32 protein-coding genes and 1 pseudogene are annotated in these 24,383 nt (G+C 42.9%); 25 read left to right on the plus strand and 8 right to left on the minus strand.

Going from position 1 to position 24,383, the window contains the following annotated elements:
- Positions 1–213: 213 nt before the first annotated feature.
- The 3 genes from BM056_RS24085 to BM056_RS24095 all read left to right on the plus strand — a co-directional run bounded on the left by BM056_RS24085 (position 214) and on the right by BM056_RS24095 (position 1,451).
- Entirely contained in the window at positions 214–981 is a 768-nt protein-coding gene (locus BM056_RS24085; protein ID WP_092475659.1) for a helix-turn-helix domain-containing protein, read from the plus strand.
- Positions 982–1,053: 72 nt separating this feature from the next.
- Positions 1,054–1,224, plus strand: a complete 171-nt coding sequence (locus BM056_RS24090) for a 4Fe-4S binding protein (protein WP_092475662.1) — start codon at positions 1,054–1,056, stop codon at positions 1,222–1,224.
- Complete coding sequence (locus BM056_RS24095) at positions 1,221–1,451, plus strand: FmdB family zinc ribbon protein (RefSeq protein ID WP_238456650.1); 231 nt, start codon at positions 1,221–1,223, stop codon at positions 1,449–1,451. The genes BM056_RS24090 and BM056_RS24095 overlap by 4 nt, the downstream gene beginning before the upstream one ends.
- 76 nt (positions 1,452–1,527) lie before the next feature.
- On the opposite strand, the gene BM056_RS24100 is transcribed toward BM056_RS24095, so the two are convergent.
- The gene (locus tag BM056_RS24100; protein ID WP_492207426.1) at positions 1,528–1,758 is read right to left on the minus strand and encodes a glutaredoxin family protein; all 231 of its coding nucleotides are present in this window, start codon (positions 1,756–1,758) and stop codon (positions 1,528–1,530) included.
- Positions 1,759–2,085: 327 nt separating this feature from the next.
- Here BM056_RS24100 and mobA point away from each other — a divergent pair, with 327 nt between their 5' ends.
- The 7 genes from mobA to BM056_RS24135 all read left to right on the plus strand — a co-directional run bounded on the left by mobA (position 2,086) and on the right by BM056_RS24135 (position 8,181).
- Positions 2,086–2,679: a molybdenum cofactor guanylyltransferase gene (gene mobA / locus BM056_RS24105; protein WP_092475670.1), complete on the plus strand. Its 594-nt coding sequence runs from the start codon at positions 2,086–2,088 to the stop codon at positions 2,677–2,679.
- Positions 2,680–2,689: 10 nt separating this feature from the next.
- Positions 2,690–3,220, plus strand: coding sequence for a YqeG family HAD IIIA-type phosphatase (locus BM056_RS24110; protein ID WP_092475673.1), 531 nt, complete (start codon positions 2,690–2,692; stop codon positions 3,218–3,220).
- Between the two features lie 26 nt (positions 3,221–3,246).
- Positions 3,247–4,113, plus strand: coding sequence for a shikimate dehydrogenase (locus BM056_RS24115; protein ID WP_238456651.1), 867 nt, complete (start codon positions 3,247–3,249; stop codon positions 4,111–4,113).
- An 83-nt stretch (positions 4,114–4,196) separates the two neighbouring features.
- On the plus strand, positions 4,197–5,357 hold the full coding sequence (aroC, locus tag BM056_RS24120; RefSeq protein WP_092475677.1) for a chorismate synthase: 1,161 nt from the start codon (positions 4,197–4,199) through the stop codon (positions 5,355–5,357).
- Complete coding sequence (locus BM056_RS24125) at positions 5,342–5,893, plus strand: shikimate kinase (protein WP_274377591.1); 552 nt, start codon at positions 5,342–5,344, stop codon at positions 5,891–5,893. The genes aroC and BM056_RS24125 overlap by 16 nt, the downstream gene beginning before the upstream one ends.
- A complete protein-coding gene (gene aroB, locus BM056_RS24130; protein WP_092475680.1) occupies positions 5,893–6,981 on the plus strand; it encodes a 3-dehydroquinate synthase in 1,089 nt (362 codons plus the stop codon). Before BM056_RS24125 ends, aroB begins: the two co-directional genes overlap by 1 nt.
- Positions 6,982–7,182: 201 nt before the next feature.
- Complete coding sequence (locus tag BM056_RS24135) at positions 7,183–8,181, plus strand: GspE/PulE family protein (RefSeq protein WP_165613697.1); 999 nt, start codon at positions 7,183–7,185, stop codon at positions 8,179–8,181.
- Here the strand turns inward: BM056_RS24135 and BM056_RS24140 are convergent.
- Entirely contained in the window at positions 8,122–9,783 is a 1,662-nt protein-coding gene (locus tag BM056_RS24140; protein WP_092475686.1) for a recombinase family protein, read from the minus strand. The two genes, BM056_RS24135 and BM056_RS24140, sit on opposite strands and share 60 nt — an antisense overlap.
- A gap of 233 nt (positions 9,784–10,016) precedes the next feature.
- Positions 10,017–10,541 (minus strand): ImmA/IrrE family metallo-endopeptidase, encoded by a 525-nt coding sequence (locus BM056_RS24145; protein WP_092475689.1) that lies wholly within the window; start codon positions 10,539–10,541, stop codon positions 10,017–10,019.
- A gap of 401 nt (positions 10,542–10,942) precedes the next feature.
- Here BM056_RS24145 and BM056_RS24150 point away from each other — a divergent pair, with 401 nt between their 5' ends.
- Genes BM056_RS24150 through BM056_RS24160 form a run of 3 tightly spaced genes read left to right on the plus strand, consistent with a single transcriptional unit; the run spans position 10,943 to position 12,174 of the window.
- Positions 10,943–11,443, plus strand: a complete 501-nt coding sequence (locus BM056_RS24150; RefSeq protein ID WP_092475692.1) for a PIN domain-containing protein — start codon at positions 10,943–10,945, stop codon at positions 11,441–11,443.
- A complete protein-coding gene (locus tag BM056_RS24155) occupies positions 11,422–11,751 on the plus strand; it encodes a UPF0175 family protein (protein WP_092475696.1) in 330 nt (109 codons plus the stop codon). The genes BM056_RS24150 and BM056_RS24155 overlap by 22 nt, the downstream gene beginning before the upstream one ends.
- A gap of 54 nt (positions 11,752–11,805) precedes the next feature.
- Positions 11,806–12,174 (plus strand): hypothetical protein, encoded by a 369-nt coding sequence (locus tag BM056_RS24160; protein WP_092475699.1) that lies wholly within the window; start codon positions 11,806–11,808, stop codon positions 12,172–12,174.
- 75 nt (positions 12,175–12,249) lie between these two features.
- Here the strand turns inward: BM056_RS24160 and BM056_RS24165 are convergent, their stop codons facing one another.
- Positions 12,250–12,921 carry a helix-turn-helix domain-containing protein gene (locus tag BM056_RS24165; RefSeq protein WP_092475702.1) on the minus strand — a complete coding sequence of 224 codons (672 nt, stop codon included), beginning with the start codon at positions 12,919–12,921 and terminating at the stop codon, positions 12,250–12,252.
- Between the two features lie 164 nt (positions 12,922–13,085).
- Here BM056_RS24165 and BM056_RS24170 point away from each other — a divergent pair, with 164 nt between their 5' ends.
- Positions 13,086–13,301: a helix-turn-helix domain-containing protein gene (locus BM056_RS24170; RefSeq protein WP_092475705.1), complete on the plus strand. Its 216-nt coding sequence runs from the start codon at positions 13,086–13,088 to the stop codon at positions 13,299–13,301.
- Between the two features lie 90 nt (positions 13,302–13,391).
- Positions 13,392–13,706: a hypothetical protein gene (locus BM056_RS24175; protein ID WP_092475709.1), complete on the plus strand. Its 315-nt coding sequence runs from the start codon at positions 13,392–13,394 to the stop codon at positions 13,704–13,706.
- Positions 13,707–14,317: 611 nt separating this feature from the next.
- On the opposite strand, the gene BM056_RS24185 is transcribed toward BM056_RS24175, so the two are convergent.
- A complete protein-coding gene (locus tag BM056_RS24185) occupies positions 14,318–14,554 on the minus strand; it encodes a hypothetical protein (protein WP_092475715.1) in 237 nt (78 codons plus the stop codon).
- 404 nt (positions 14,555–14,958) lie between these two features.
- Between BM056_RS24185 and BM056_RS24190 the strand changes: the two genes are divergently transcribed.
- From BM056_RS24190 to BM056_RS24240, 9 genes and pseudogenes are all read left to right on the plus strand, one after another.
- Positions 14,959–15,327 carry a hypothetical protein gene (locus BM056_RS24190; protein ID WP_131820841.1) on the plus strand — a complete coding sequence of 123 codons (369 nt, stop codon included), beginning with the start codon at positions 14,959–14,961 and terminating at the stop codon, positions 15,325–15,327.
- 74 nt (positions 15,328–15,401) lie between these two features.
- Positions 15,402–15,860, plus strand: coding sequence for a hypothetical protein (locus tag BM056_RS24195; RefSeq protein ID WP_092475720.1), 459 nt, complete (start codon positions 15,402–15,404; stop codon positions 15,858–15,860).
- A gap of 70 nt (positions 15,861–15,930) precedes the next feature.
- Positions 15,931–16,440 carry a hypothetical protein gene (locus tag BM056_RS24200; protein ID WP_092475723.1) on the plus strand — a complete coding sequence of 170 codons (510 nt, stop codon included), beginning with the start codon at positions 15,931–15,933 and terminating at the stop codon, positions 16,438–16,440.
- Positions 16,441–16,527: 87 nt separating this feature from the next.
- Entirely contained in the window at positions 16,528–16,830 is a 303-nt protein-coding gene (locus BM056_RS24205; RefSeq protein WP_092475726.1) for a hypothetical protein, read from the plus strand.
- 193 nt (positions 16,831–17,023) lie between these two features.
- Positions 17,024–17,197 (plus strand): aspartyl-phosphate phosphatase Spo0E family protein, encoded by a 174-nt coding sequence (locus BM056_RS24210; protein WP_165613698.1) that lies wholly within the window; start codon positions 17,024–17,026, stop codon positions 17,195–17,197.
- Between the two features lie 115 nt (positions 17,198–17,312).
- Entirely contained in the window at positions 17,313–17,684 is a 372-nt protein-coding gene (locus BM056_RS24215) for a Cas9 inhibitor AcrIIA9 family protein (RefSeq protein ID WP_207648242.1), read from the plus strand.
- 12 nt (positions 17,685–17,696) lie between these two features.
- On the plus strand, positions 17,697–19,244 hold the full coding sequence (locus BM056_RS24220) for a PcfJ domain-containing protein (protein WP_092475731.1): 1,548 nt from the start codon (positions 17,697–17,699) through the stop codon (positions 19,242–19,244).
- A 25-nt stretch (positions 19,245–19,269) separates the two neighbouring features.
- Positions 19,270–20,193 carry a DUF3102 domain-containing protein gene (locus BM056_RS24225; protein WP_092475734.1) on the plus strand — a complete coding sequence of 308 codons (924 nt, stop codon included), beginning with the start codon at positions 19,270–19,272 and terminating at the stop codon, positions 20,191–20,193.
- Positions 20,194–21,279: 1,086 nt separating this feature from the next.
- A pseudogene (locus BM056_RS24240) lies at positions 21,280–22,068 on the plus strand (tyrosine-type recombinase/integrase).
- Positions 22,069–22,085: 17 nt separating this feature from the next.
- On the opposite strand, the gene BM056_RS24250 reads toward BM056_RS24240, so the two are convergent.
- The 3 genes from BM056_RS24250 to BM056_RS24255 are packed head-to-tail and all read right to left on the minus strand — an operon-like array spanning position 22,086 to position 23,722.
- Positions 22,086–23,108, minus strand: a complete 1,023-nt coding sequence (locus BM056_RS24250) for a tyrosine-type recombinase/integrase (protein ID WP_092475750.1) — start codon at positions 23,106–23,108, stop codon at positions 22,086–22,088.
- On the minus strand, positions 23,095–23,265 hold the full coding sequence (locus BM056_RS26460; protein ID WP_165613699.1) for a hypothetical protein: 171 nt from the start codon (positions 23,263–23,265) through the stop codon (positions 23,095–23,097). Before BM056_RS26460 ends, BM056_RS24250 begins: the two co-directional genes overlap by 14 nt.
- Positions 23,258–23,722 carry a tyrosine-type recombinase/integrase gene (locus BM056_RS24255; protein ID WP_092475753.1) on the minus strand — a complete coding sequence of 155 codons (465 nt, stop codon included), beginning with the start codon at positions 23,720–23,722 and terminating at the stop codon, positions 23,258–23,260. Before BM056_RS24255 ends, BM056_RS26460 begins: the two co-directional genes overlap by 8 nt.
- Before the next feature lie 254 nt (positions 23,723–23,976).
- Between BM056_RS24255 and BM056_RS24260 the strand changes: the two genes are divergently transcribed.
- A complete protein-coding gene (locus tag BM056_RS24260) occupies positions 23,977–24,303 on the plus strand; it encodes a transposase (protein WP_092475756.1) in 327 nt (108 codons plus the stop codon).
- Positions 24,304–24,383: the final 80 nt, after the last annotated feature.

Raw genomic sequence — 24,383 nt, forward strand, 5'->3', positions numbered from 1 at the left:
CCGTGGATTGACTATCTAACCGGAGTATAGTACCATAATAGTAATACTACAAAATGAAAAAATCATATATAAAAAATCCCGGTGGGGATTTTTTTAAGTCGTAACTTTGGTTTCTTTTTAAACAGCTATGTTACAAAAAGTACATGGTTTAGAAAAGACTATGAAAAGTAGATCTATTGCTCCGTACAGATAATAAAACCGGGAGTGTTTGCAATGATTGTTAGGGGAGAGCAGATTAGAGCGCTTAGAGAAGAGCGTGGTTATACCTTGCAGGACCTGGCAAAACGGGCCAGTTTGTCCTTGTCATATTTAAGTGAAATAGAACGGGGTTCCAAACGCCCGTCGTTAAAAACTATTGACAAGCTTGCTGCTGCATTAAATGTCTCTAAATCGCAGTTGATCAAAGGAGATGTTGCCGACACGGGTTTGTCACTGGGAGACAAAATACGGCTGCTGCGATTGGAAAAGAACATGTCCCTTCAGGATTTGGCTCAAAATGCGGGAATATCCTTATCCTATTGCAGTGAAATTGAGAGGGGAACTGTCTACCCTGCTTTAGCCACTCTGAAAAAGATTGCCGAGGGTCTGGAAATTCCGGTAACTTCACTTATCAGCCATGAAGGATCACTGGGACATAAACTAAAATCACTGCGTGAGGAATATGGTTTGACCCAGGCCCAGTTGGCCGGGCTGGCCGGGGTGACAGCAGGCTTGATCGGCCAGATTGAGCATGGTAAAGTGCAGCCTTCACTTAAAACACTGGAAAAAATATCAGAGGTAATGGGAGTTTCTCCGTGTTATTTCATTATGGAGCCCGGGGCGGTAGACCAGATGTTAAGTTTGATGAACCCGGAATTGCGGGAAATGCTGATGCACCCCAATGTACAAGCTGTACTTAACCTGGTATGCAACCTCAATGAAAAAGAAATGCAGTTTATCTTAAATTTTATCCAGTTATTTAAACGGTCTGAATTAAGTTAACTTTTGGGTTGATAAACGTATATTTGTATATTATAATAAAGCCATATAGAGTTGAAAGGACAATGATTTTATATGGCTGCGATGGTAATTAAAACATTATGTATTGGTTGCGGGGTGTGCAGCCAAATGTGCCCCAAACAGGCTATAACCGTCAGGGTAAAAACCGCACATGTGGATGAAACATTATGCGATGAGTGCGAGGAGTGTGTATTTGCCTGTCCCAACGGGGCGATAACAGTATGATTTATACCGGGGAGGTGGATGGATTGCCTACTTATGATTTTCGGTGCAGTGACTGCGGTCATAAATTTACCATTTTTATTACAATTAGCGAAAAGGATAAAGTTAAGTGCCCGGCCTGCGGCAAAGATAAAATAGAGCAATTATTTACCGGGTGTTCCGTGCGTACCGGAGGGGGAGGCGGCGGTTGCGACCTTCCCGCCGCCGGTGGCGGCTTTGGCGGAGGCTGAGGAATATAATAGCAGCGGCCGTGTGCCGTATCAAGAGACAGACTGCAGCAATGGCGGCCTGTCTCTTTTATTAAGTTTAATGCAGTACCTTTTCCAATTTTTCACGGTCGAAGCCTACAATGTACTGGTTGCCAACAGCCACAGTGGGAACTGCCATCTGGCCCGTGTGAGACACCATATCATTGCGCGCTTTTTCATCGGCTGCTACGTTTAGCTCCTGGAATAGGACTCCTTTTTTGGAAAGAAACTCTTTCACAGTACGGCAGTGCGGTCATGTTGGGGTGGTGTAAAGTAGAACTTTATCCATCTCTAAAACCTCCTTTTTTCTTAGTTTGCCCCTATACAGCACCACATTATTTAATACCAGCGGAGGAAAATTTTTGAGAATGTAGAATTATAGCATAAAGGCTTGATCTTTTTCGATCTTGATCGGTTTAAACACTAAGCCGGACTGCACAGAATATAATATATAAATAGGAGTCAGAAGTCAGAATTCAGGAGTCAGAATGAGGGAACCGGCGAAAAAGCATACTTAAGAAGCTGGGAGATTATTCTTGGGTATTCTAAATAGATTGTTTTTGCGTATTCTGAATTCTGACTCCTGTCTCCTGAATTTCGGGGAGATGTCAAAACGATGCAAAAGACCGGTATTACCGGCATCATTCTGGCAGGTGGTAAAAACGCGCGTATGGGTACGGAAAAGGCCCTGCTGAAGGTAGGGCCGCATTTTATCATAGAACATATTTCTTCCGCGCTGAGAATTGTATCAAAAGAAATTATTGTGGTTACCTTGGAACCTGACAAATATGCCCGGTTTGGTGACAGGAGAGTAAAAGATATTATGACCGGACACGGCCCGTTGGGTGGAATTCATGCCGGGCTGGCGAGTGCCGGGCAGCCTTTTGCCCTGGTGACCGCCTGTGATATGCCCTTTGTCAGTGCCGGGCTGGCTGCACTTTTAATTGATAATGCTGCTGGCTATGATGCTGTAGTACCGTTTTATCGAGGATTTCCGGAACCGTTATTCGCTTTATATAGCAAGTCTTGCCTAAAAGCCATCGAAGAGCTGTTAAGCAATAACCGGAATAAAATTACCGGCTTTTATGATCAGGTAAAAGTTAATTTTATCAACGAACAAAAAATGCTTGAAGCGGAAACAGAGCTCGCTAAAGTTTTTTTTAATGTAAATACACCCGAGGATTTAAAAAAAGCGCAAACAATGGTTTAGGGGGGCAAAAATGCTGCGCATATTATATCCCCATATGTATGTACCTTCTATTTTGGAGATTGATCCGATGGAACTGAAAAAAAGAGGCATTAAGGCACTGTTAATGGATCTGGATAATACAATTGTGCCAAGGGACATGGAGGAATTTTCCCAGGAAGTTGTCGTGTGGCTAAAAAGCTTAAACAAGCAAGGAATAAAAATTTGTGTAGTGTCCAACAACGGTACGACCAGGGTAAATAAACTGGTGGCGCCGCTGGATATACCTTCTGTGGTCAGAGCGGTAAAACCGAGGCGCCGGGCGTTTAGAAAAGGCATGGATATTCTCGGTGTAACGCATGCGGAAACCGCAGTGGTGGGTGACCAGATATTTACCGACATACTGGGCGGCAATAGGTTGGGCTTATTTACCATACTTGTTGTCCCCATGGCGGGTAAGGAATTTTGGGCAACCAGTCTGATTAACAGGCGACTGGAAAAGCTGATTCTGAAAAAAATATCCCGCAGGGTGTCTCATAAAGATAAAAAATATACAGTCAGGTAAAAAAGCTACAGTCAAGCTAGATCGGAGTGATAGTTATATTTGACGGTAAAACCCGGGTTTACTCTCTATTAGGTTATCCGGTGGAACACAGCTTTTCGCCGGCGATGCAAAACGCTGCGTTTAAATCAGCCGGCTTGAACAGCGTTTACGTTCCGTTTAGTCCTGAGTCCGAAAAATTAGCAGCTGCGATAGCGGGAATCAGAGCCCTGGGCATAGCGGGTGCGAACGTTACCGTGCCCCACAAGGAAGCAGTGATTCCTCTTTTAGATAACCTTACTGAAATTGCCATGACCTACGGCGCCGTTAATACTATAGTTAACCGCGGCGGCAGTTTGACGGGGCATAATACGGATGGTGAAGGGTTTATCCAGGCTTTAAAAAAGGATTGCGGTTTTGACCCGGCTGGCGGGACGGCTGTTGTTTTCGGCGCCGGGGGGGCAGCCAGGGCGGTGGCCCTGGCCCTGGCCAGGTCGGGTTGCCCCGGCATGGCACTGGTCAACCGCAGCACGGCCAAGGCGGAGAAAATAGCTGGCTTTGTCTGTGAAGCCATCGGAGTTCAGGCTGAGGTATTTGAATGGAAAGCCGGAAATAAAGAATTGGCTGTATGGGCCCAAAAAGCGGCATTAATGGTCAATTGCACCTCCATTGGCATGTCCGGCGGAGCGGAGGCGGCTTTTCCGCTGCCGGATGAACTGCCCGGCAGCGGGCAGCTTGCTTATGATGTCGTTTATAACCCAACCCATACGGTATTTATGCAAAGGGCGGAACGAAACGGCGCCGCCACGGCCAACGGGTTGAGTATGCTTTTGCGCCAGGGCGCGCTTTCCTTTGAATTTTGGACAGGACTGACAGCACCGCTGGAGGTCATGCGCAATGCGCTGGAATTAAGGTAAGGGGACACACCTTTTCTGATGGGATAGGACATTAGGGTCAAAGGTATGTCCCCAACGTAGAAACAGGTAAGGAGGCGAAAATTTTGCTGCGTTATCTAACGGCCGGGGAGTCCCACGGTCCCAGGTTAACCGCTGTATTAGACGGAGTTCCCGCCGGGCTGCCCTTGACGGCCGCCTATATCGACGGCCAGCTGGCCAGACGCCAGGGCGGCTACGGCAGGGGCGGGAGAATGAAAATTGAACAGGACAGAGTGATGATAACTTCCGGGGTCAGAGGCGGGATGACCATAGGCAGTCCGGTGACCCTAACCATAGAGAACAAAGACTGGGAAAACTGGCAAGAGGTTATGTCACCGGGACCGGAAGCGGATCTGAGCCGGCGCATTGTATCCAGACCCAGGCCAGGGCATGCTGATTTAACCGGGGGCGTTAAATATGGCCACAGGGACCTGCGCAATGTACTGGAACGTTCCAGCGCCCGTGAAACAACGGTCCGGGTGGCGGCCGGCTCGGTGGCGAAGCGGCTGTTGGAGGAAACCGGCGTAGTTGTTGTTGGCTCAGTGGTACGAATAGGTGAAATTTGCGCCGTGGAAGCCGGCATGGACGCTGACCAGCTTGGCCAAGCGGTGGAAAGTTCACCGGTTTACTGCGCGGATGTTGCCGCAACCGAGAAAATGATCAATGCAATTGATCAGGCCCGTGCCGAGGGGGACACCCTGGGCGGCATATTCGAAATAAAAGTATTTGGCCTGCCCCCGGGACTGGGCAGTTACGTTCAGCGGGACCGGACCCTGGACGGTAGACTGGCCGGCGCACTGATGAGTATTCAGGCCATCAAGGGCGTTGAGGTAGGGGACGGTTTTAGCGCCGCATCCCGCAGGGGCTCCCAGGTACATGATGAAATTTTTTATGACCGGCACCGGGGCTATTACAGGCAAACAAACAGGGCCGGAGGAATTGAGGGCGGCATGTCCAACGGAGAAACACTGGTGGTGCGCGCCGCCATGAAGCCCATTCCCACCCTGTACAAACCCCTAAAAAGCGTGGATATAGCCACCAAACAACCCTTTGAAGCATCGGTGGAACGTTCCGATGCCTGTGCCGTGCCTGCAGCCGGCGTAGTCGGCGAGGCTGTTGTGGCCTGGGAACTGGCGTGCGTGCTGGTTGAAAAATTCGGGGGAGATACCATGCGGGAAATATTGCGGAGAGTCGGTGAGTACCGCACCTATTGGAAAGGGTTTTGAGGTTGAAGAATAATATTGCCAGGAAAAATGTTGTGTTAATAGGCTTTATGGGAACCGGCAAATCAACCCTGGGACGGCAGCTGGCCCGGAGAATCGGCTATGATTTTATCGACACTGACCTTGCCATTGAAGAAGTAACCGGCAAAACGGTGGAGAAAATCTTCCGTAAGGACGGGCCGATCAGGTTCAGGTCCGAGGAAAACTTGTTGGCCCGCAAGCTGTCAGTACGCTCCGGTTTAGTTATTGCCACCGGTGGCGGTATGGTACTTAACAGTGAAAATGTTAACCTGTTAAAGCAAAACGGTGTGCTGATCGGGCTTAAAGCGGAAGCAGAAATTATATTCAGCAGGGTGCGTAATAAAAGGCGCAGGCCGCTGCTGCGCAGGGGGAATTTGCGGGAAAACGTGGAAAGGCTTTTACGTGAGCGTGAAGGGGCTTACGATGCGGCGGACTTTACTATTGATACCGGTAAGCTGTCTTTTGGTGAGGCACTGAATGAAATACATAGCTACTTAAAACAAGAGGGTTGTGTGTAATGAAAGAAGTTGAAATTAACCTGGGATCGCGGGCTTATAAGATAATCATTGGCGGCGGGGAACTGGAACGGGCCGGCGGCCAGGTGGCCGGTTTATTTGGCGGAAGCAAGGCGCTGCTGGTAACTAATCCCATCGTGGGAGCCCTCTTTGCCGAACGGGTGACCGCGAGCCTGAAGCAGGCCGGCATAGAAGCAGTTGTTGCCGAAATTCCCGACGGGGAGGAATACAAAACACTGCAGAGCGCGGAAATGCTGTATGACCGCGCTTTTTCCGCCGGTTTGGACCGGCATTGCCCGGTGCTGGCGCTGGGCGGCGGTGTTGTGGGCGACCTGGCCGGCTTTGTGGCTGCCACCTACATGCGGGGGGTGCCATTTGTACAGCTGCCTACCACTTTGCTGGCCCAGGTGGACAGCAGCGTGGGCGGCAAGGTTGCCGTAAACCACCCCAGAGGGAAAAATATTATCGGGGCTTTTTACCAGCCGGCGCTGGTGTTGACTGACCCTGTTACGCTGCATACCCTGGACAACGGAGAGATTCTTTCAGGACTGGCCGAAGTGATCAAATACGGAATTATCAGTGACAGTGCATTTTTTGATTGGCTTGAAGCTAATATCGAACGGGTGCTGGCGCTGGAGTCAGATGCCATAATCCATGTGATTGAACGATCCTGTCTGAATAAAGCCAGGGTGGTAGAAGATGACGAAACTGAGCAGGGGAACCGGGCTATTTTAAACCTTGGCCACACTGTTGGACATGCCATCGAGGCCATTGCCGGTTACGGCCGTTACCGGCACGGAGAAGCTGTTTCCATCGGCACTGCGGTGGCGGCAAGGCTGGCGGTGGAACTGGGCGTGCTGCAGGCGAGCGAGGAAATAAGGATTAAAAACCTGCTTTTACGGACAGGGCTTCCGGTGGATGTACCAAAGGACCTGGCAACGGTGGATATGGTGCGATCGATGTATGGTGACAAAAAGAATTTCGGCGGGCAGATTAATTACGTGCTGCCGACGGGTATCGGCAAGGCTGTTGTTTATAAAAACATGCCTGAAGAGAGAATTAAGCTGGCTTTGGATTCGCTGCGCCTGTAGTACCCTTTATGGTCATTGCCAAACTGTCTTCAGTAGCCTGCGCTTTTTTAAAATCACCGGTAGTGACCTACGCTGTAGTTATCGCAAACGCAGCTTTTATGTCATTGCGAGCGCAGCGTGGCAATCTCGTGTCGTTTCACCCTCGCAAGGATATGGACAAAACTGGTTTGAGAAAATTAAATTTTCAGGGAGATGGAGCTTTTGGCAGTTTCCAAGGCAAAAAAGCTTCTAGGCGATCAACTGTTGGAAAAAGGCTTAATCACCAAGGAACAACTATGGGATGCCCTGAGGGAGCAATCCAGAACCGGTGACAAATTAGGGGAAGTTTTAATTAAATTAAGCTTGGTTTCCGAGCAGGTCATTGAAACACTTACCGTTACCCCAAAGGAATCCTTGACCAACCTGGACCCTGAGCTGCTTAAAAGTGTTCCGGAAGAGTTGGTGAAAAGGCACAGGGTCATTCCGTTGCGTAAAGAAGGCCAAAAACTTATCGTTGCCATGTCCAATCCCGACAATGTTATGGCCTTGGATGATCTGCGTCTTATGTTGAGTCTGGAAATCGAACCTGTATACGCAGATGCCTCTGAAATTGATGCGGTTATCCAAAAGCATTATACCATTCCCAATTTCGAAAAGATATTTAATGACTTTGATAGTGTTAAAGGACAATCAGTAACCGGGGCAATGACTCTGGATGAGGAATCTATAGCCAATGAGGCGCCAATTGTTCGTTTGGTCAACTCCTTATTTATTCAGGCCATCGAAGCAAAAGCCAGCGACATTCATATCGAACCCCATGCTATGGGGGTACGGGTGCGTTTTAGAATTGACGGAATGCTCCGGGAAATAAAACAGTTGCGGAAAAGCATTCAGGCAGCCGTTATTTCCCGGATCAAAATTATGTCTGAAATAGACATTGCCGAGAAGAGAGTTCCGCAGGATGGCCGTATCCAGCTTGAATTCGGTCAAAGAAGTATTGATTTACGGGTTTCCACTTTACCTACCATATTTGGTGAAAAAGTAGTTATACGCGTACTTGATCGAGACGGATTGGCTGCATATACGCTTGATCAAATTGGTTTCTCAGATATGAACCTGGCCCTGTTTCGTGAAGCATTGCGAAGCAGTTACGGGATGGTTTTAGTTACCGGGCCAACTGCTCGCGGGATGAAACTGCGACAGATTGCTATTTGGGCTTAGTTTTTTTTTATCTGTTAATAGTGAGATAGCAACTTCGCCTGTATCACCGTCCCAATATACTTTGTCGATAATTGTTTGTAAAAAGGTTTTCTTTTCTCTGTTAGAAAGCCCGTCTATTACATTACTAAAATTTAAGATGTTATTCACCACCAGGTTAAAGCCTTCGGTTTCTTCTTTCTTCTCCTCATATTCTTTTTCCAGTCTGTCAATTTCCGCATCCAGTTTTTTCACTTCCTGGTCCTTAATTTCTATTTGTGGTAGTATGTACTTTGCAGCTACGGCACTCTTAGAGACTTCATTTACCAGGTTATTTATTTCGCTTAAGAGTTGTCTTTTTTTATTTTTAAGCTCATCCAATATATTTACCTTATCCGGTTGTTTGTTTTCCCTTTGGAGTGCCTCCAGTTCGTTAAGGAGCGTTTCTTTGGATGTAGATAGTTCTATGATTTTATCAATTACCGTATTATCAATATCCACCCCGTTGGCGTTTGGATTTTGGCATTTCGCCTGGCCCGATATAGTTTTTATATTACAAACGTAATAGTGGGGGATGGTACCGTCCTTCCTCTTTGATCCATACGTAACATTCATGGATGCGTCGCATTTTGCACACCGGAGGATACCGCTGAGTAGTGCAACCTCGGATGTACCTGTCCGTGGTAGTGTCATACTATTTTTATCAAGTCTATATTGTACTTCTAACCACTTCTCAGATCCGATGTATCCATTGTGTTTCGCCACGGCCCCAACCCATTCTTCGAGACCGTTTTTCAGCCCTCGTTTGTCCTTTTTATTATATATTAAGATACCCCTCTTATTATTTATCCTATCTTTGCCGGCCACTTCAATCCCTTTATTTTCGAGGTACCTAACTACAGACTCATTCGCTGTTACATAAGCCGGGTTCCGCAAAATATCAGATAAAACACGGGATGAATAATATTTACCGTTTGCGGTCCTCTTATTTTTTTGTATTAGGTATTTACGAAGCTGATGGATTGAGCCTAATTCTATGTACTTATCGTAGATAAATTCAACTTTTGATGATTCTTCGCTATTAGGAAATAATGTTACTAGCGATCTCTCTTTAAATTTTTCGTCAAGATAGGTTTGTCGTTTAGATTTAAAACCCAAGGGGGGGACCCCTCCAAGCCACCGGCCTGTCTTAGCAAGTTCCAGCATGTTATCTCTGACCCGTTCCTCTATAGTCTCCCGTTCCAATTGTGCAAACACTGAAGCAATATACATCATAGCTCTGCCCATTGGGGTGGTGGTGTCGAATTGTTCGCGGATAGAGACAAATGAGATGCCATGACTTTGTAATTCTTCCATAAGAGTTGAGAAGTCAGCAATGTTTCTGCTCACCCTGTCTAAACGATAACACACCAAGACATCAAATTCTTTGTTTTTAGCATCTTTCAGCATCTGTTGAAACCTGGGCCTATCGGTATTGCCCCCAGAGAAACCTTCGTCCTCATAAATAATAAATTTTTCTACTTTATATAGCTTATTCATATACTCCTTGCACATCTCTATTTGATTATCAATACTTTCACCTTTACCCGTAAATTTACTTTTTCTTGAATAGATTCCAATCTTCATATAAAAACTCCCCTTTTTAGTCTATCTACATCCGGTAGGCGTAAAATATCTTTCCCCAGGCATTTCAGCCCGGTTTTTCTATATCATTCTATTGATTAATCAATTAGTTTCGATACCTGGCGCATTTCCCTTCTTTTAAAAAGATAACTGGTTTTTATTTAAACTGCAAGGTACCAAATTAACATTGAATAGGACCATTGACTCATGTTATTTGTGGTCCAAGGTAAGTATAATTAACTATGGTTTTTATTTAAATTGCAAGGCACCAAATTAACGGTAAAAATATCGCGGCTACGTACTTTAATTCCTGTTGCTCGGAAACAGCTGCGTAAAAATCCCAATTTTTTCCACATAAAAGGTTGTGTTACTTCGAAGTAATCAGCTAACTCCCAACAACTGCGCAAATTAAGTTCCGATACGGCATATGCAAGTTCTACGTCGGGTATAAGATAATCAGTTGCCCAGCGCATGGCTTGAGTTTCGTCTTTTGCGATGGTAATTCGGTCCTGGTAAGTATCTGTGATCATGAAATTTCTGCGAATACCGGTTATATGATGACCTACCTCTTCAGATAATGTGGTTATTTGTTTTCGATAATTGTTTTTTAGGCTTTCATCCAGTAGTATACATGGTGCTATCGGGTCCCAAACATAGAGACCAATTAATTTGTTCGTTGAATTTTGTTTTAAAGGGCGATATAAAATTGAAAGGTTTTCTTTGTTCTCAGCTAAATCTGTCAGCATCTCCAACTTAGTCAATGTGTGTAATATGCCTCCTTTTATGTTAAAGAATGGGACTGTAAAAAGAAATATTTTGTCGAAAAAAATAATAGGCCACTACTTATTGTTAGTAGTGGCCTATTATTGCTTTTTTGATTGCCAGGAAGCCTTTTGCGTATTTATGCATACTCATTTCACGATCCATTATGATTTTTTAGCGGAAAAGGGAACGGTTTGGTGGACCGTTTGTGTTTCCCCTTTTTTTCGCCCCTCCACCCCTCCCCTAATAATTGCCGTTAAAATAAATATCGGCATATGTCAATTAATATTGAGTATTAAAGTCATATTAGGTGAAATAAGCCATTGGCGTTGTTATTGCTGTAAATTACAGTATATGGTATAATCTGCAGTAACCATGTAATCACAAGCGGGTGAAATCATTGTCTGAATACATAGCTGACTCGTCATTTTTAATCTCACTGTCCAAAATTAACGCCCTCCAATTGATTAAGCTATTACCCGGGTCCGTGCTCTGTCCGGAGGAAGTATACAAGGAGGTTGTTGAGATAGGTTTGCATCGTGGTTATGCTGATGCGTTTCTAATCAGTAGGGAAGTTTTTCTACCCGAACCACCGCTGGTTAAAAGCGTAACAGCATCAACTCGCCTTCATACAAGAGGAATATCGCCGGTAGATGATAGAGTTTTATCTCTGGCTTTTCATCGAAAAGCCGTCTTATTAACGGACGACAGAAGGTTGTATAATAAGGCCCTTGACATCAACCTGAAAGTGCATAACTCACCGGAATTTCTGCTTTATTACCTTAATTACGATAGTTTAAAATCGGCACTTGAAGGTCTGGTAAAACACAAGCGACTGGACGAGAAAGCCGTAAAAACTTATTTGGAGGCTAAAAAGCAATGGAAAAAAGAACAAAAATAAACACCGAATTTGATCCGATACTCTTAAAAAAACTGGACGCTTACGCGTCCAAAAAGTATCTTGATCGTTCATCCGCCCTTCAACAGTTGGTTTCCCTTGCGTTACGTGAAATCCACAAAAAAGAGGCTGTTCAGGCTTATCGTGATGGCCGAATGACCACTAGACAGTGTGCCGAGATGTTGGGAGTTGATTATTTCGAGATGAACGAGATTCTTCAATCAGAAAACGTTAACATCATCCCGGAACCATGCCAAAACGCAGAAACACTGCTCAATAATTTACAAGAATCTTTTAATCAAAAGCAATAGAGTTGAGGAAGTGCTGATCGAATGTGCCAGGCGTGTGGAAGAAGCGCCCACTCAATGGCGGCCGGACCTGTATCTAGGTTTGGCTATATTCTCATCATTGCGGTTTACCACGAGCTTATACTAAAAATAATCGAGGTGAGCAAAATGGAAGCGTCGCCTTTGTTTGACGGAATCCGTGAGAAATGGATTGATCAAGGTGAAAAGAAAGGGATGCAGCAGGGGGCTTATAATGAACGGGTGGAAGCCATTTTAGATGCCTTAAAGGAAAATACAGGGTCGTATCCGAATAACGTACGGGAAAGATTGCAAAGTGTACGGGATATGGACACGCTGAAAACTATTTTTCGCTTTGCGGTAAAGATTAAAAGCATTGACCAATTTACTAAAGTGTTGAATGAATTACTAACAAGAGATAAAAACTAGCTGAAAACATGCTGGCCAAAACCCCCGTTTGGGGGTTATTTTTATCCTCAAGTTCATCTAACAATAATAAGGCCACTACTCGTTGTTAGTAGTGGCCTTATTATTGCCTTCTTTCTTTTTCTGTTTAAGTTTAGCTTCGCGTTCTCGTTTGAGTTGCCTTGATTCTCTTATTCCGTCTTTTATTATATCTTCCAGTTCCGGTGTTAGTGGTATGCTTTCAGCATCTTCCAGGTGTGCTGCCATTGGAGTGGAACGGACGTCTATTTTATCATATTCTCTGGATGATTCTGCTGCTATATAGAGTTTATTTCTTTCTTTATCTGGATATTCGTAAACTTTTGGAGTTGGTGACTGTTTCATTGGTCTTGGATTTTTATCTTTTTCAGTTTTTTCAACATTAGTATCAACCCACGTATCCAGTACAGATTTTAACACCTTAAGCTTATTCAGTGGTAATTTGTTTATCCTTTCTATTATTCGGCGAATTTCGATATGTTGTTGGGTATCATCAGGAATTGGCTGTAGATCAGATGATAACTTGGTTTCCTCGGATGGAGCAAAAAAATCATTAAGAGTAATTCCTAATGCATGGCATATTTTATCAAGATTTTCTAAGGAGCATTTTTTAGTACCAGCCTCAATACCGGAAACAAAACTTTGAGCAACACCAATATCTTGGGCTAGCTTACTAACAGTAATTTTTTTAGATGTTCTAATTTCACGAATCCTATATCCAATATCAATCATTATTAAGTATCCCCCATTAATAACCTGAAGGTTATAACTATTATAAACTAATAAATTTGTTGTTGAAATAGTTTAGTAAAAATATCACCTGGAGGATATGAAATTTATTGACAATATAACCATGAGGTGATAATATTGCTATAATCGCAGCACCTGGAGGTGATATGGTGGTAGATAAACTCGTCGATAAACTTAAGTTGATTAGATTACAAAAGAAGATTACCCATGAAGAGCTTTCCCGTCTAACCGGATTAAGCCAGAAACATATTAGTAACGTAGAAAACCATAAAGCTATGCCAAGCATAGAAACGCTTCAAAAATTAGCGTATGGTCTTGGAGTACAAATTGAGTTAAAACTTCTAGAAGAGCAAGCAAGTTGATTTTAGGTTCGCCTACAGACTTCAGTTTAAGGCTTGGTTATTATAGGAAAAGTTAATTTCTTTACATATTGAGAAGGTGTTGATGCTTTTATGCAACAGGTAAAGATCTTTGCTGACAACGACCCGGATGTTCTTGAAAACCGGTTAAATGATTGGTTAGTAAAAAGACAACCATATATTTTATCCCGTCGGTTAGAAAGTGACGGCACCGAGTATGCTTATAACATGATTATCCGTTATTGCAAGAACCTCCAAACCCTATGGTTTTATGCTGATGATATCACAGTTCTTCGTGAAAACATTAACCGATGGTTAAAAAAGGCAAAACCGCAAATAATTGATGAACAAATGGTTGTAGATGGTGCCGAATGGGTTTATGTATACGTAATTTGGTATTGTACATAGCAGTACACCTAAATGTTAACTTTAAGAATTCTTTAAAAAGCAATTAAAAACCTGCCAACTAATGGAAATATTCTATAGGGCAGGCCAACTAATTCTAGAATCTAAATAAACAATTTCCTTGGGAAAACAGAAACAAGGATTGTGGATTAAAGTCTACTAGCATTAACCGTAACGGGGAGGCAGCAAAATTGGCCAAAGTGAAAAGTTGCATCGTCCTAAATCCTCCAGCGACCCCTCGGGAGCAGGAGGAATACGATAAGACGGTAGCAAGAGTGCTTGCAAAAGCACTATATCGGTCACTAAGCCCCTTAGAGTGTGAAAATATTATTAAAAGTTTACAGGCATCTATTATAACAAAAAGACAACATACCGGGTGAATACTAAGTGCTTTTGGTATTACTTTTACGAGAAAAAGCAATCGAGGAAGGGCTTACAACAGACCAGAAAAACAGATTGGAGAAAGCGTTCCAAGATCTCAGGGAATTAGTATTGAATTTATCAAATGCGGTTTAGTCTGCTGATGCTTGGCGGGGGGGTAGGGGGGAGGAAATTAATAGCCTATCTTGACGGTAGGCCCCCGGGCAGTAGGGTAACTGTCCTAGGGCGTGCCGTTAAAATCGGCAGTAGGGCGTGAACCGTCCGATGTTATGCCTGTTAATATCATGTGAACAATTTACATCAATGAAATCAGGAAGCTCCCAGCCGGGCAACCAGGAGCAGTTTACCGGTGACCGCAAGCCGGTTTGATCCTTGATAATTACATATAATACCCCGTCACGTAATTGGTGAAAACCGTTTGCCTGGCGGGAAGATGATTGTTGATTAATAGGTCTGGCAGATATCGGCAAAGAGAGCCGGAAGGCCTCCGGCGAAGCAAATGGTTTATTTCTTGCGCAGGTTTGAGGATAGATAAATTTATGCGGATCTAAATTATGTATTATCAAATACCACGCGAATAAGTAGCCAGGCGCATAGATGCTAAGAGCTCCCCCTACCCAGCTGTCTAACTAATATAGATTTAACATTATTATTAATAATGATTATATTTGCCTTTTAATGTTACTAAGATGATGGCGCAGTATGAAGGGGCTTGTCGAGCTCCCCCAAAAGGGTCAAAGGATATCGCCGTTGTTATAAAGCAATCATGTTAATTATAAAACAGCGTTATTATGCGCTGTCGTACGGGGTCGGACTGCCGTGCCGGCCCCTTGGAGAGCGTATATTTAAAGATGTTTTATTGGGAGGGAAAGCATTGACTGAGATATTGGGTAATAAATCTGAAATCCGAACAGCATGGAAGTTTAAGCCGGAATTAAGAGTTCAGATTGTTAGATTCGTGATGAAAAACTGTGGACGTGCCGGAGTAAAGCAACTTGCCAGTGTTTTAAAGTTAACCCATCGGGAAATATATGAAATTGGCGGTATAGAAGGTTGGATAAATAAGCGCAAATGCCAGCGCCGGAAAAGGCGTAACCGACAGAAGAACAAATTACGTGAATATAACTTGGAAGTTACATATGCAAAAGAATCTGTATCCACTGGCGGAGGGAAACGCGGTAAAGGCGGTGGTTTACAAAATGTCGGTCGCCGGGCAAATATGCAGGCTCTTAATGGACAATAGTTATAGGTTTTAGAAATGCCAGGCAGAAGCCTGGCTTTTTAATAGTAGAACAAGATATTGAAAGGAATGGTGACATGCCAAAATTACGTGAATCTTTTTCTAAACTGCCAAGAGACGTAAGAGATGCCTTAATAAGTTATTACGGTTCTCCGGAAAAAGTTATTAAATATTTGTCAAATCTCCATGAATCTTTTTCACAGCTGTCAATAGACGTACAGGATGCATTAGTAAGGTATTATGGTTCACCAGAAAAAGTTATTGAATATTTCGTTGCCAGATTTAGAACATATGCAACGGAAGTCATGGATTCAATAGGAAAACGGAACAACAAACTGGGACCAAATGACCCGATCATCGGAGTAAACGTTGCCACTGGTAGAATCCATTTTAACTACCTTGATGAGTTTAACAATTTTCCCTGGGACGACTACAATCCGAGGCCCGGGAGCCATATGGAGGCATTGAAGTTGTTTAAAGCTATAAATAATGAAAATGAAGATTCCGACAAAGTAGAATTAGGCAGGGCAGTTTAAATGGCCAGGCAAAAGCCTGGCTTTATTACTTTTATTTGGCGATTAGAAAATTTACGAGGAGCTGATATTATTGAGACATCAAAGTTTTAATAAACTGGATAGTGTAGTTGAATATGGGCAGGCTGATTTATTTGGAGTAATTCCATCAGCCGAAGAGGTAACACTAAACAAACTGGGCAAGGGTTCAAATGTAATAGAAATAAGACGACAGGACAATCAACCCCAAAAGTTTACATTAAGTGTTAAGAGGATATTCCCTGGTCCGGACAGCCGGTATAATAGCCCTTTTACACAAGAGGAGGCAACTCAAATACTAATTAATGCTGGATTGGAAGATGTCGAAGTACTTGGCACATTTTTATCCGGTTGGCCTGGTTGCGAATATCACGAGCCGCTTGGTCCAAGCCAAGTTATTTTAATTAAGCAAAATAATGAAAAAGCCGAGCTATACTTGCAATACTTAAAAGAAGAAGATATACGGAAAATTATAGAAGGCAAAAAGGTTAATTTGTATTTGAAATGTTCAAAGATCAAACCTCTTTGGCATGTAGTGGGAGTTAGGAAAATTGTTCTAGCCTGATAAATAAATATTCTTTTTCCCCATAAATGGCCTCGGGAAAATCATGCCCGGGGCTATTTTTTTATGATAAAACAGGAGGTATGCAATATGGAAGGCACATTACAACTCAAAGAAACTGACAGCGGATGGCGGCATTATATTTTGCTTAATAACGGCGGCCATTACGATCTGCATTGTGGCAACTCATTAGAAGTCCAACTTGGCGAGTGGATACCTGATGACGAAGGTGAACGCTTTCAGGCTAATAACTGGTTACCAGGTCGTTATGAAGCTAACCTAAGCTATGACAAACCTAAAGCTCACTTATATATTGGCTATGCAGCTCCTTTTGGACAAGGGCTATATATTGTTCTTCCTATGGGAGTGAAAGTAAGGATACCGGAACGATAAGAGGAAAATAAGGAGGCGGGAAAATGGACATAATATGGGCACGGATTGAAAACAGCCGAGCTGTTAAATAATAGTTATTTTGGGCATAAAAAGTGCTTGATAGGTAAAAGAAGATAACACTTACCTCCTCTCCCTATTAACCCCGGGATAATTTAGCCCGGGGTGTTTTTTTAATTGTAGGGAGGTGTCTTACGTGGAAAATATTGACCAGAAAATTGAGAGTGCACGGCTAAAATTATATTCCACAAAAGGTTCTTTGATAAGCCCCGAGGTAGTGAGGGCCAGCCAGGAACTTGATGAGCATATTGTGGCTTATTACAAGCAAGAATCCACCTTGTTCCGGGAGGAAAAACAAGCAAGTGCTTGATAGGCAAACTTAATAATACACATCTCCTCTCCCTAATCAGCCCCGGGTAAACCCCGGGGTTATTTTTTTTATAGCTATTTAAAGCATAACCAAGGCAAAAAGGAGGTAATTGTCTGTGTTTAATAATGCAATGACAAAGATAAGGTCTGAAATTACTCAAAATCCAAATAACCCATATGTACAGGTAGTTGGTGAGTTTTTGATTAAACACCTGGAAGCCAACCCGGAAGCAGCTGAAAAGATAATTAATCAAGATAAGACAATCAGGAAAAGCCTTGATGAGATGCGGAAAGTGGCTGAGAAAAAGAAGGTGGGGAATTGCGCAGTTCTGAGTGACCAAGAGGGGTTTACCGTTGTCTTGAAATACTTCGACATCGACGAGGATGCTGCACTCCCCGTCCCGGCAGCTGCCCCAGTTGTTTCGCCGCCGGCAGCGGCAGTCCTAAGTAGCGTGGACTTCGACGTTAAATTGGACGATCTGTTATAGGAGGGCGTTATTATGGCAATGACCTTTGAAAAGTGCTGTTCTCATATCCCTGAAATACCGGCCCAAGAAATCGAAAGATACGCTATCGAAGAAGTATTCAAACTGTACCGCTATATCTTCACTCGGCGGGAAGGTAAAAAACAGTACGGTTACTGCACGTACTGCCATAAAGAATTCTCGACCGCAGGCTTGTATCATAACGAAAAAACAACCTGCCCAGAGTGCGACTCCCTCTGCACCGTAAAGGCCAGTGGCAAAGGCCGCAAGAGACTGATTAACGAGGCGTATTTCACATACTATCTTAAATCAGCCATTGAACCAGAGGCGATCGCGGCCGTGGGCATATACGCTGTGCAGGACTTTTCTGGCGAATACTGGGACGTCCGGACACTCTGGGACTGTCAGTCAATGTACGTTTTTGAACCCGGTATTGGCGGGTCCGCTTTTCACCGTGCGTGGATTTTTTACAGCCAGGCCCGAACCATGAACATGGGGAGTTTCAGACCATCCAAGTCCTGCAAGTGCCGGTTTGATTACGGCCATAACTATAATATCTACTCCACTTATTCCCGTGAAAGTATTGCAGTTGCGGTTGCAGGTACACTATACCTTTATAGCACCTGGGAAAATTACGATGTAGGCGACATGACAGAATTCTCTGATCTTTACTCTAAATACCCTTGCGTTGAATACCTAACAAAACTGGGGTTTGGACATTTGATTGAGGACAAGCTCACCGGGGACCGTACCTACAGCGCCATCAACTGGCGCGGCAAGACCTTACTTCGGGTGTTGGGACTTACAAAACAAGAGCTGCAAACTATTAAAAAACAAGACATTCACATGACTTTTCTTGACCTACGGCTATTACAGTTGGGTAAAAAAGATGGCTCTAAATTCACCCCTACCGAATCAGTAAAGCTAAGCCAAGACTGGGCCGTGTTGTTAGATGATTGGATGAAACTTCGGCAATACGGGAGCATTCGGCAGGTGAACCATTATCTGACCAAACAGTCTGCTAAGAAGTATCATAATAACAAACGGTTAGCCTTTATTGCTTGGCGTGACTATATTCATGACTGTATCACGTTGGGCCTTAACCTGACCCGGGAGCGTGTAGTTTTCCCAGGTAATTTGTACCGGGCACACCAAAATACTATAAAACAAGTCAAAATTAAGGCTGATGAAGATCTGAATAAGAAAATAAGGGATAGAGCTAAAAGCCTGTATAAAAAATATTATTTTGAACACCAGGGATTGTTTATAAAACCGGCAGAAAGCTCTAACGATCTGATAGCCGAAGGCAAGGCACTTGACCATTGTGTTGGCACCTATGCTAGCAGATACGCTTCCGGGGAAATAGTGCTCCTCTTCATCCGGAAGATGTCAGAACCAGATAAATCGTTCTTCACGATGGAGATTAAGAACGGGGTAGTGGTGCAGGTCAGGGGCTTTGAAAACTGTGACCCAAATGAGCAGGTGTGGGAATTTGTTGAAGTGTTTAGAGCCGAAAAACTTAGAAGAAAAAAGCGTGAGTCAAAGGTAAGAATTTCGGCTTAATCCGGTGAAGGGAGGCAGTTTGATTATGGAGCAAAACGTTTTGATTAGTTCAGATATCGATACGTTAACTACCGAAATACTAATCCTCAAGCAGCAGACAGCCCAACACATCATTGAGATTGGAAAAAGGCTGATTGCGGTCAAAGAAAAGCTCCCTCATGGTGAATGGGGCAAATGGTTGGAAGAGAAAGTTGATTTTAGCTACAGGCAGGCAGCGCGGTTTATGCAGGTTGCAAATGAATTTTCAAATGTGCCAACGTTGGCAGGTTTGTCTGCTTCAAAGGTTTATGCTCTTCTAGATCTGCCCCGGGAAGATAGAGAGGAGTTTATTCAATCCAATCCGGTTGATGAAATGACCACCAGGGAACTACAGCAGACCGTTAAGGAGAAAAACGAAGCACTTAAAAAATTGAAAGCTACTGAGCAAGAGCTGCAACGGGAGAAAGACCACTCCAAAACATTATCAGAGAGTTATAACAGGCTCGAAGGTGTTAATAAAAAGCATTATGAAAAATCAGAGCAACTCAGAAAAGAGCTTGAAGACCTTAAAACCCAGCTTGCTGAGGCCCAAGCATCAGGCAACAGTGACCTGGTTGAGCAGCTGCAGGGTAAGCTTGAAAAAACTGACAACGATCTTGCCAATTCCAACAAAAGAATCGAAGAGCTTGAACGCCAGCTTAAAGAAAAACCCATCGAAACCACTGCTGTTGAAGTCATTGAAAAGGTCCCGGATGAAGTTCAAAGAGAACTAGATGAGCTGAGGGAAAAAGCCAAGCAAAATAACAATACCGCAGTCCTTAAATATTCCGTTTATTTCGATTCGCTGGTGAAAGGTTTTCAGAATTTGCTCAGTGCTCTTACGGATATCAAGGAAAGTGACCCGGAAGCACATGGAAGATATAAAAAAGCCACATTAGGACTGATTGAAAAAATGACCGAGCGGATATAAAGTAGTTTGCCCAGGGGGCCATGACCACGGAGGAAGTTAATAATCAGAATCGACAGAGAAAAAAGAAGGGATATTATGATCTTTAATCATGATTATACTTTTAAAGAGCTATTTATAAAGGTTAAAGAGCTACTTTATGTGTATCTTCTAGGAGCGATGATATTTCTAATAATAAATAGCTGTATTAAAATATACATCATTTTATCGTTAAAGATAACTAATAACATTTCAAAATTAGTATTTATTATTAATTAGTAATGATGCGGCAAAAAATATTTCTTCAATAATAATAAATAATGCTGCAAATAAATAAAACTGAAAGCTGTTTTTCTTTTTTGTTTCTAGCAATAACAAGGTTCTTTTGGCTATATAGGAAGTGGCCATTTTCATAAGTAATATAAATAATATTATTACGGGTATCCACAAATAATAATCAATATACGTGCTAACTAAATTTAATATCCAAAGGAGTGTATCTTTTAATTGGCCATAAATGGGCACCCGGAAAAAGGTTAGAATTTGAATTATTATGATGGGTATAAATGGAACCACTGATGATACAACTAAAACAATGCAAATATTTTTATAAGACAACCACTTATTAACCAATATAAGCAATGGTCTGTTTAGTAATTTTTTTATAGCCTTTTCGATTAAATTAAAAAAATTATCAATACTGGGAATGTATTTGGGCAATACCTTGAGCATTATTATTATCCATGTAAATCTTACGAAAGCTGTTGCATAAGCATTAAAATTTTGCGATATATATTGATAAAAATATATAAAAAATATGTTAAGTAAGAGGACAAAAAAGTAGTTTTTCAAAAGGGTCATTTTATTGCTCCTTACATAGCAAAGTAAATACAGAGTGGTAAAATCAAGCTAATGATATCCCCTTATTTCTAAAATTTTATCATGCGCTTGCCAATATTAAATGTCGAATAATGTCGTTGTATAAAAAAAACAAATAAGAGGTCTTATACGAAAAAAATAGCTGAAAAAGTTCGAATAGGGCATTAAAATCCCCCACTTAACGGGGGTTTTTTATTTCGTATAAGGAAATTGCATTCAGGAGGAGGTTTTATGGAGATATTAGACAGCTTCAAAATACACTTAAAAGGCCGGGGTTTGTCCGAGCGAACAGTTACTTCTTATGTAACCACAATGTACCGGTTTGCTAAGTGGGTAGAGCAGGCTTATGGCAGCGAGTTTGATGCAGTTGCAATAACTTCCCTGGATGTGGCTGATTACCGACGTCATTTGATCGAGATGAGGAAAAAGCCCGCTACTATTAATCATGCGCTTGATGTTTTAAATAGCTTTTTTACTTGGGCCAGCGCTGAAGGAATAGTACAAACTAACCCTGTAGTTGGTATTAAGAGGGTGCAGCAGCAGAAAAATGCACCCCGGTGGCTTGACAGGAGGGAACTGGGATCTTTAATCAGGGCGGTGCAAAAATATGGGAAGAAAAGAGATACAGTACTGGTTATGGTTCTTCAACATACTGGATTGAGAATTTCTGAAGTAGTATCACTTAAGCTTGAAGATATCGTAATTAGGGAACGTTCTGGATTCGTCCGAGTCCAGCGGGGCAAAGGCGATAAGTACCGTTAGGTGCCACTAAATATAACTGTGCGCCGGGTACTAGAGGGATACAAAAATGAAATAAAAGGAGAATGGTTATTTCCCGGGCGTCGGGGCAGACACATCACAACCAGAACAGCAGAGATCGCTCTGGCCAGGTGTGGCAACCAGGCGGGGGTAGAAGTAACCCCACATATGTTGCGGCATTATGTGGAGTCAAGTATTATGGGGAGTGTAATGATTTTTCTTAGTATTTATGGGTATATTATCTTAAATCACTCCCCATAATCTCCATAATTCGAAAATTACTCACACAAGGAATTCAACCAGTTCATTAAATCTCCATCTTCTTCCCATTTGGGAACAATATCCGGTACCAAATCAATATATGCATCTTCAATTGCTTTTCTCTTCATTTCACTATCTGCCCTCGCGTATACTTCAGTTGTAGAACAGTCAACATGACCTAGAAAATCACGTATATAAATAATATTGACTCCGGACTGAAGCAGATGCATTGCTTTCGCATGGCGAAGCACATGGGGTGTCACAGGGAAATCTACGGTAAATAAAGGGTTACTCTTTGCCATATCTACGTATTTTTTTAAAATATAGGAAATTCCCCATCGAGACAGTTGCTGTTTCTTCTGGTTTGCAAAAAGGTAATTGTCTGTCCTTGCAATTCCGGGGTGATATTTCTTTATTTCCAGATACCTTGCTAGCAATTCTGATGTCTTACTCATAATTGGAACCCGGCGTACTTTGCTGCCTTTTCCATGAAGTGTTATGACAGATGGTGACGATAAACGAACGTCTTTTACTTTAATATCAGTAAGTTCCTGTACCCTTGCACCAGTATCATATAATATGGATAATAGTGCCATGTCCCGGAAGCCTTCATAGGTAGAAGTATCCGGTTGCTCTAACAGGATCTGCATCTCCGGACCGGTCAGATAAGGAACCATCGGTTTCGGATGCTTCTTACTCGGGATGGAAAGAATCTTATGGAGTTCATACAGGCTCTCCGGTGATTCCTTCTGTACATACCGGAAAAATGAATGCAGTACAGCCAGTCTCTGGTTGCGCGTCGAAATGCTGCATCCTCTTTTTGCCTCAAGCCAGTCGAGATAACCGATAATCAATTCTTTTGTAATGTCAGACATCCGGATTCTTTCAGGCCTCATTACTTTCTCTTCTTCGCAGAATATCAAAAACAGCTTTAAAGTATCCCTGTATGATGCTATGGTATAAGTACTGGCATTCTTCTGGCCGGGGAGGTATTTTGATAGAAAGTATGACAGATGTTTTGGAAAATCAGCCTCTTTCATCATCCATGCCCCCTTCCGGTATGACATAACCGAAATCGTCTTCGGTACGGCTGATGATATCAGGATACAAATCAGCCGTCAACCGCAGGTAATACTGGGTACCTCTGAAATCAGAATGTCCCATGTAGGCAGCAAGATAGGGTAGTATGTTAGTCAACTCCTCTCCCGCCAGAACCCAGCGTTTGAGGCATTTTACAGCAAAATTGTGGCGAAGGTCGTGTACCCTCGGACCTGCATCCGTATGGGATATTCCGGCACGATGGAGATACCCCCTGAAACGGCGGTATATAGTTGCTCAGATCAATCCTTGACCCATTTATTGAGGGAAACAGGTAATCCGTATCTTTCGAAAACTTGTGGATTTTTTCCGCCAGTTCCATTATTTGGTGGCTCAGGCTGAGTGAGAGCGGAACCAACCGGTCCTTATTGTTCTTTGCATGGTATACGGTCAGTATGCCTTCCGCCGGATTGAAATCTTTCACTAAAAGGTTCAGTGCTTCAGAGACCCGCATTCCAGTTCCATAAAGCAGGCGGAAGAATATTGGATCAATAAGGTTCCTGTTGGTATAAAATGAATCCTCCCATAAATCAATTGCTTTAAATATCCGTGCCATTTCAGCCTCTGTAAAAATATATGGTACATGAGAACAACGTTTTTTCGGTGCCGACCTGATTTCCGGCACATAGATTTCCCTGTATCCATTTCTGATAAGAAACAGCGCAAAACCACGTAATAACCGTTCTTTTATGTAATGGGTGGAAGGTCTCTCAGGAACCGTATAAATAAAACCTATTTAGCCCCTTTATGAGAATTGAGTCTTGTCCCCTGATGGTATAAACTAAAATTAACGGGAAGGGGATAAGCAGCATGAAAGGAAAAAGATACCCAAAAGAATATAAGGACCAATTAATCAAGGAAGCATTAGAAATCGGCAACGTTGTACAAGTAGCTAAACGCAATGAAATTAACGTTAAAACACTATACCGCTGGATCAGCGAGTCTAACCATAAAGCATGGCAGAATACCAAAAGTGATGCTAAGAAAATGGGCGTTTACGTGCCATCGCATCAGGAATTTAAACAGTTAGAGAAAGAAAACGATAAACTTAAAAAAATCCTTGGTGAAAAAGACCTTGAAATAGCTGTACTGAGGGATCTGATAAAAAAGCAAAACCCCGGCTTTCAGACAGAATAGCAATAGCCGACAAATGGATTGACCGGGGTTACCCAGCAGCAGTTGTGCTTAGAATTGTCGGTGTACTTGAAGCTACCTAT

Source organism: Desulfotruncus arcticus DSM 17038 (genome assembly GCF_900113335.1).
GTDB lineage: Bacteria > Bacillota > Desulfotomaculia > Desulfotomaculales > Desulfallaceae > Desulfotruncus > Desulfotruncus arcticus.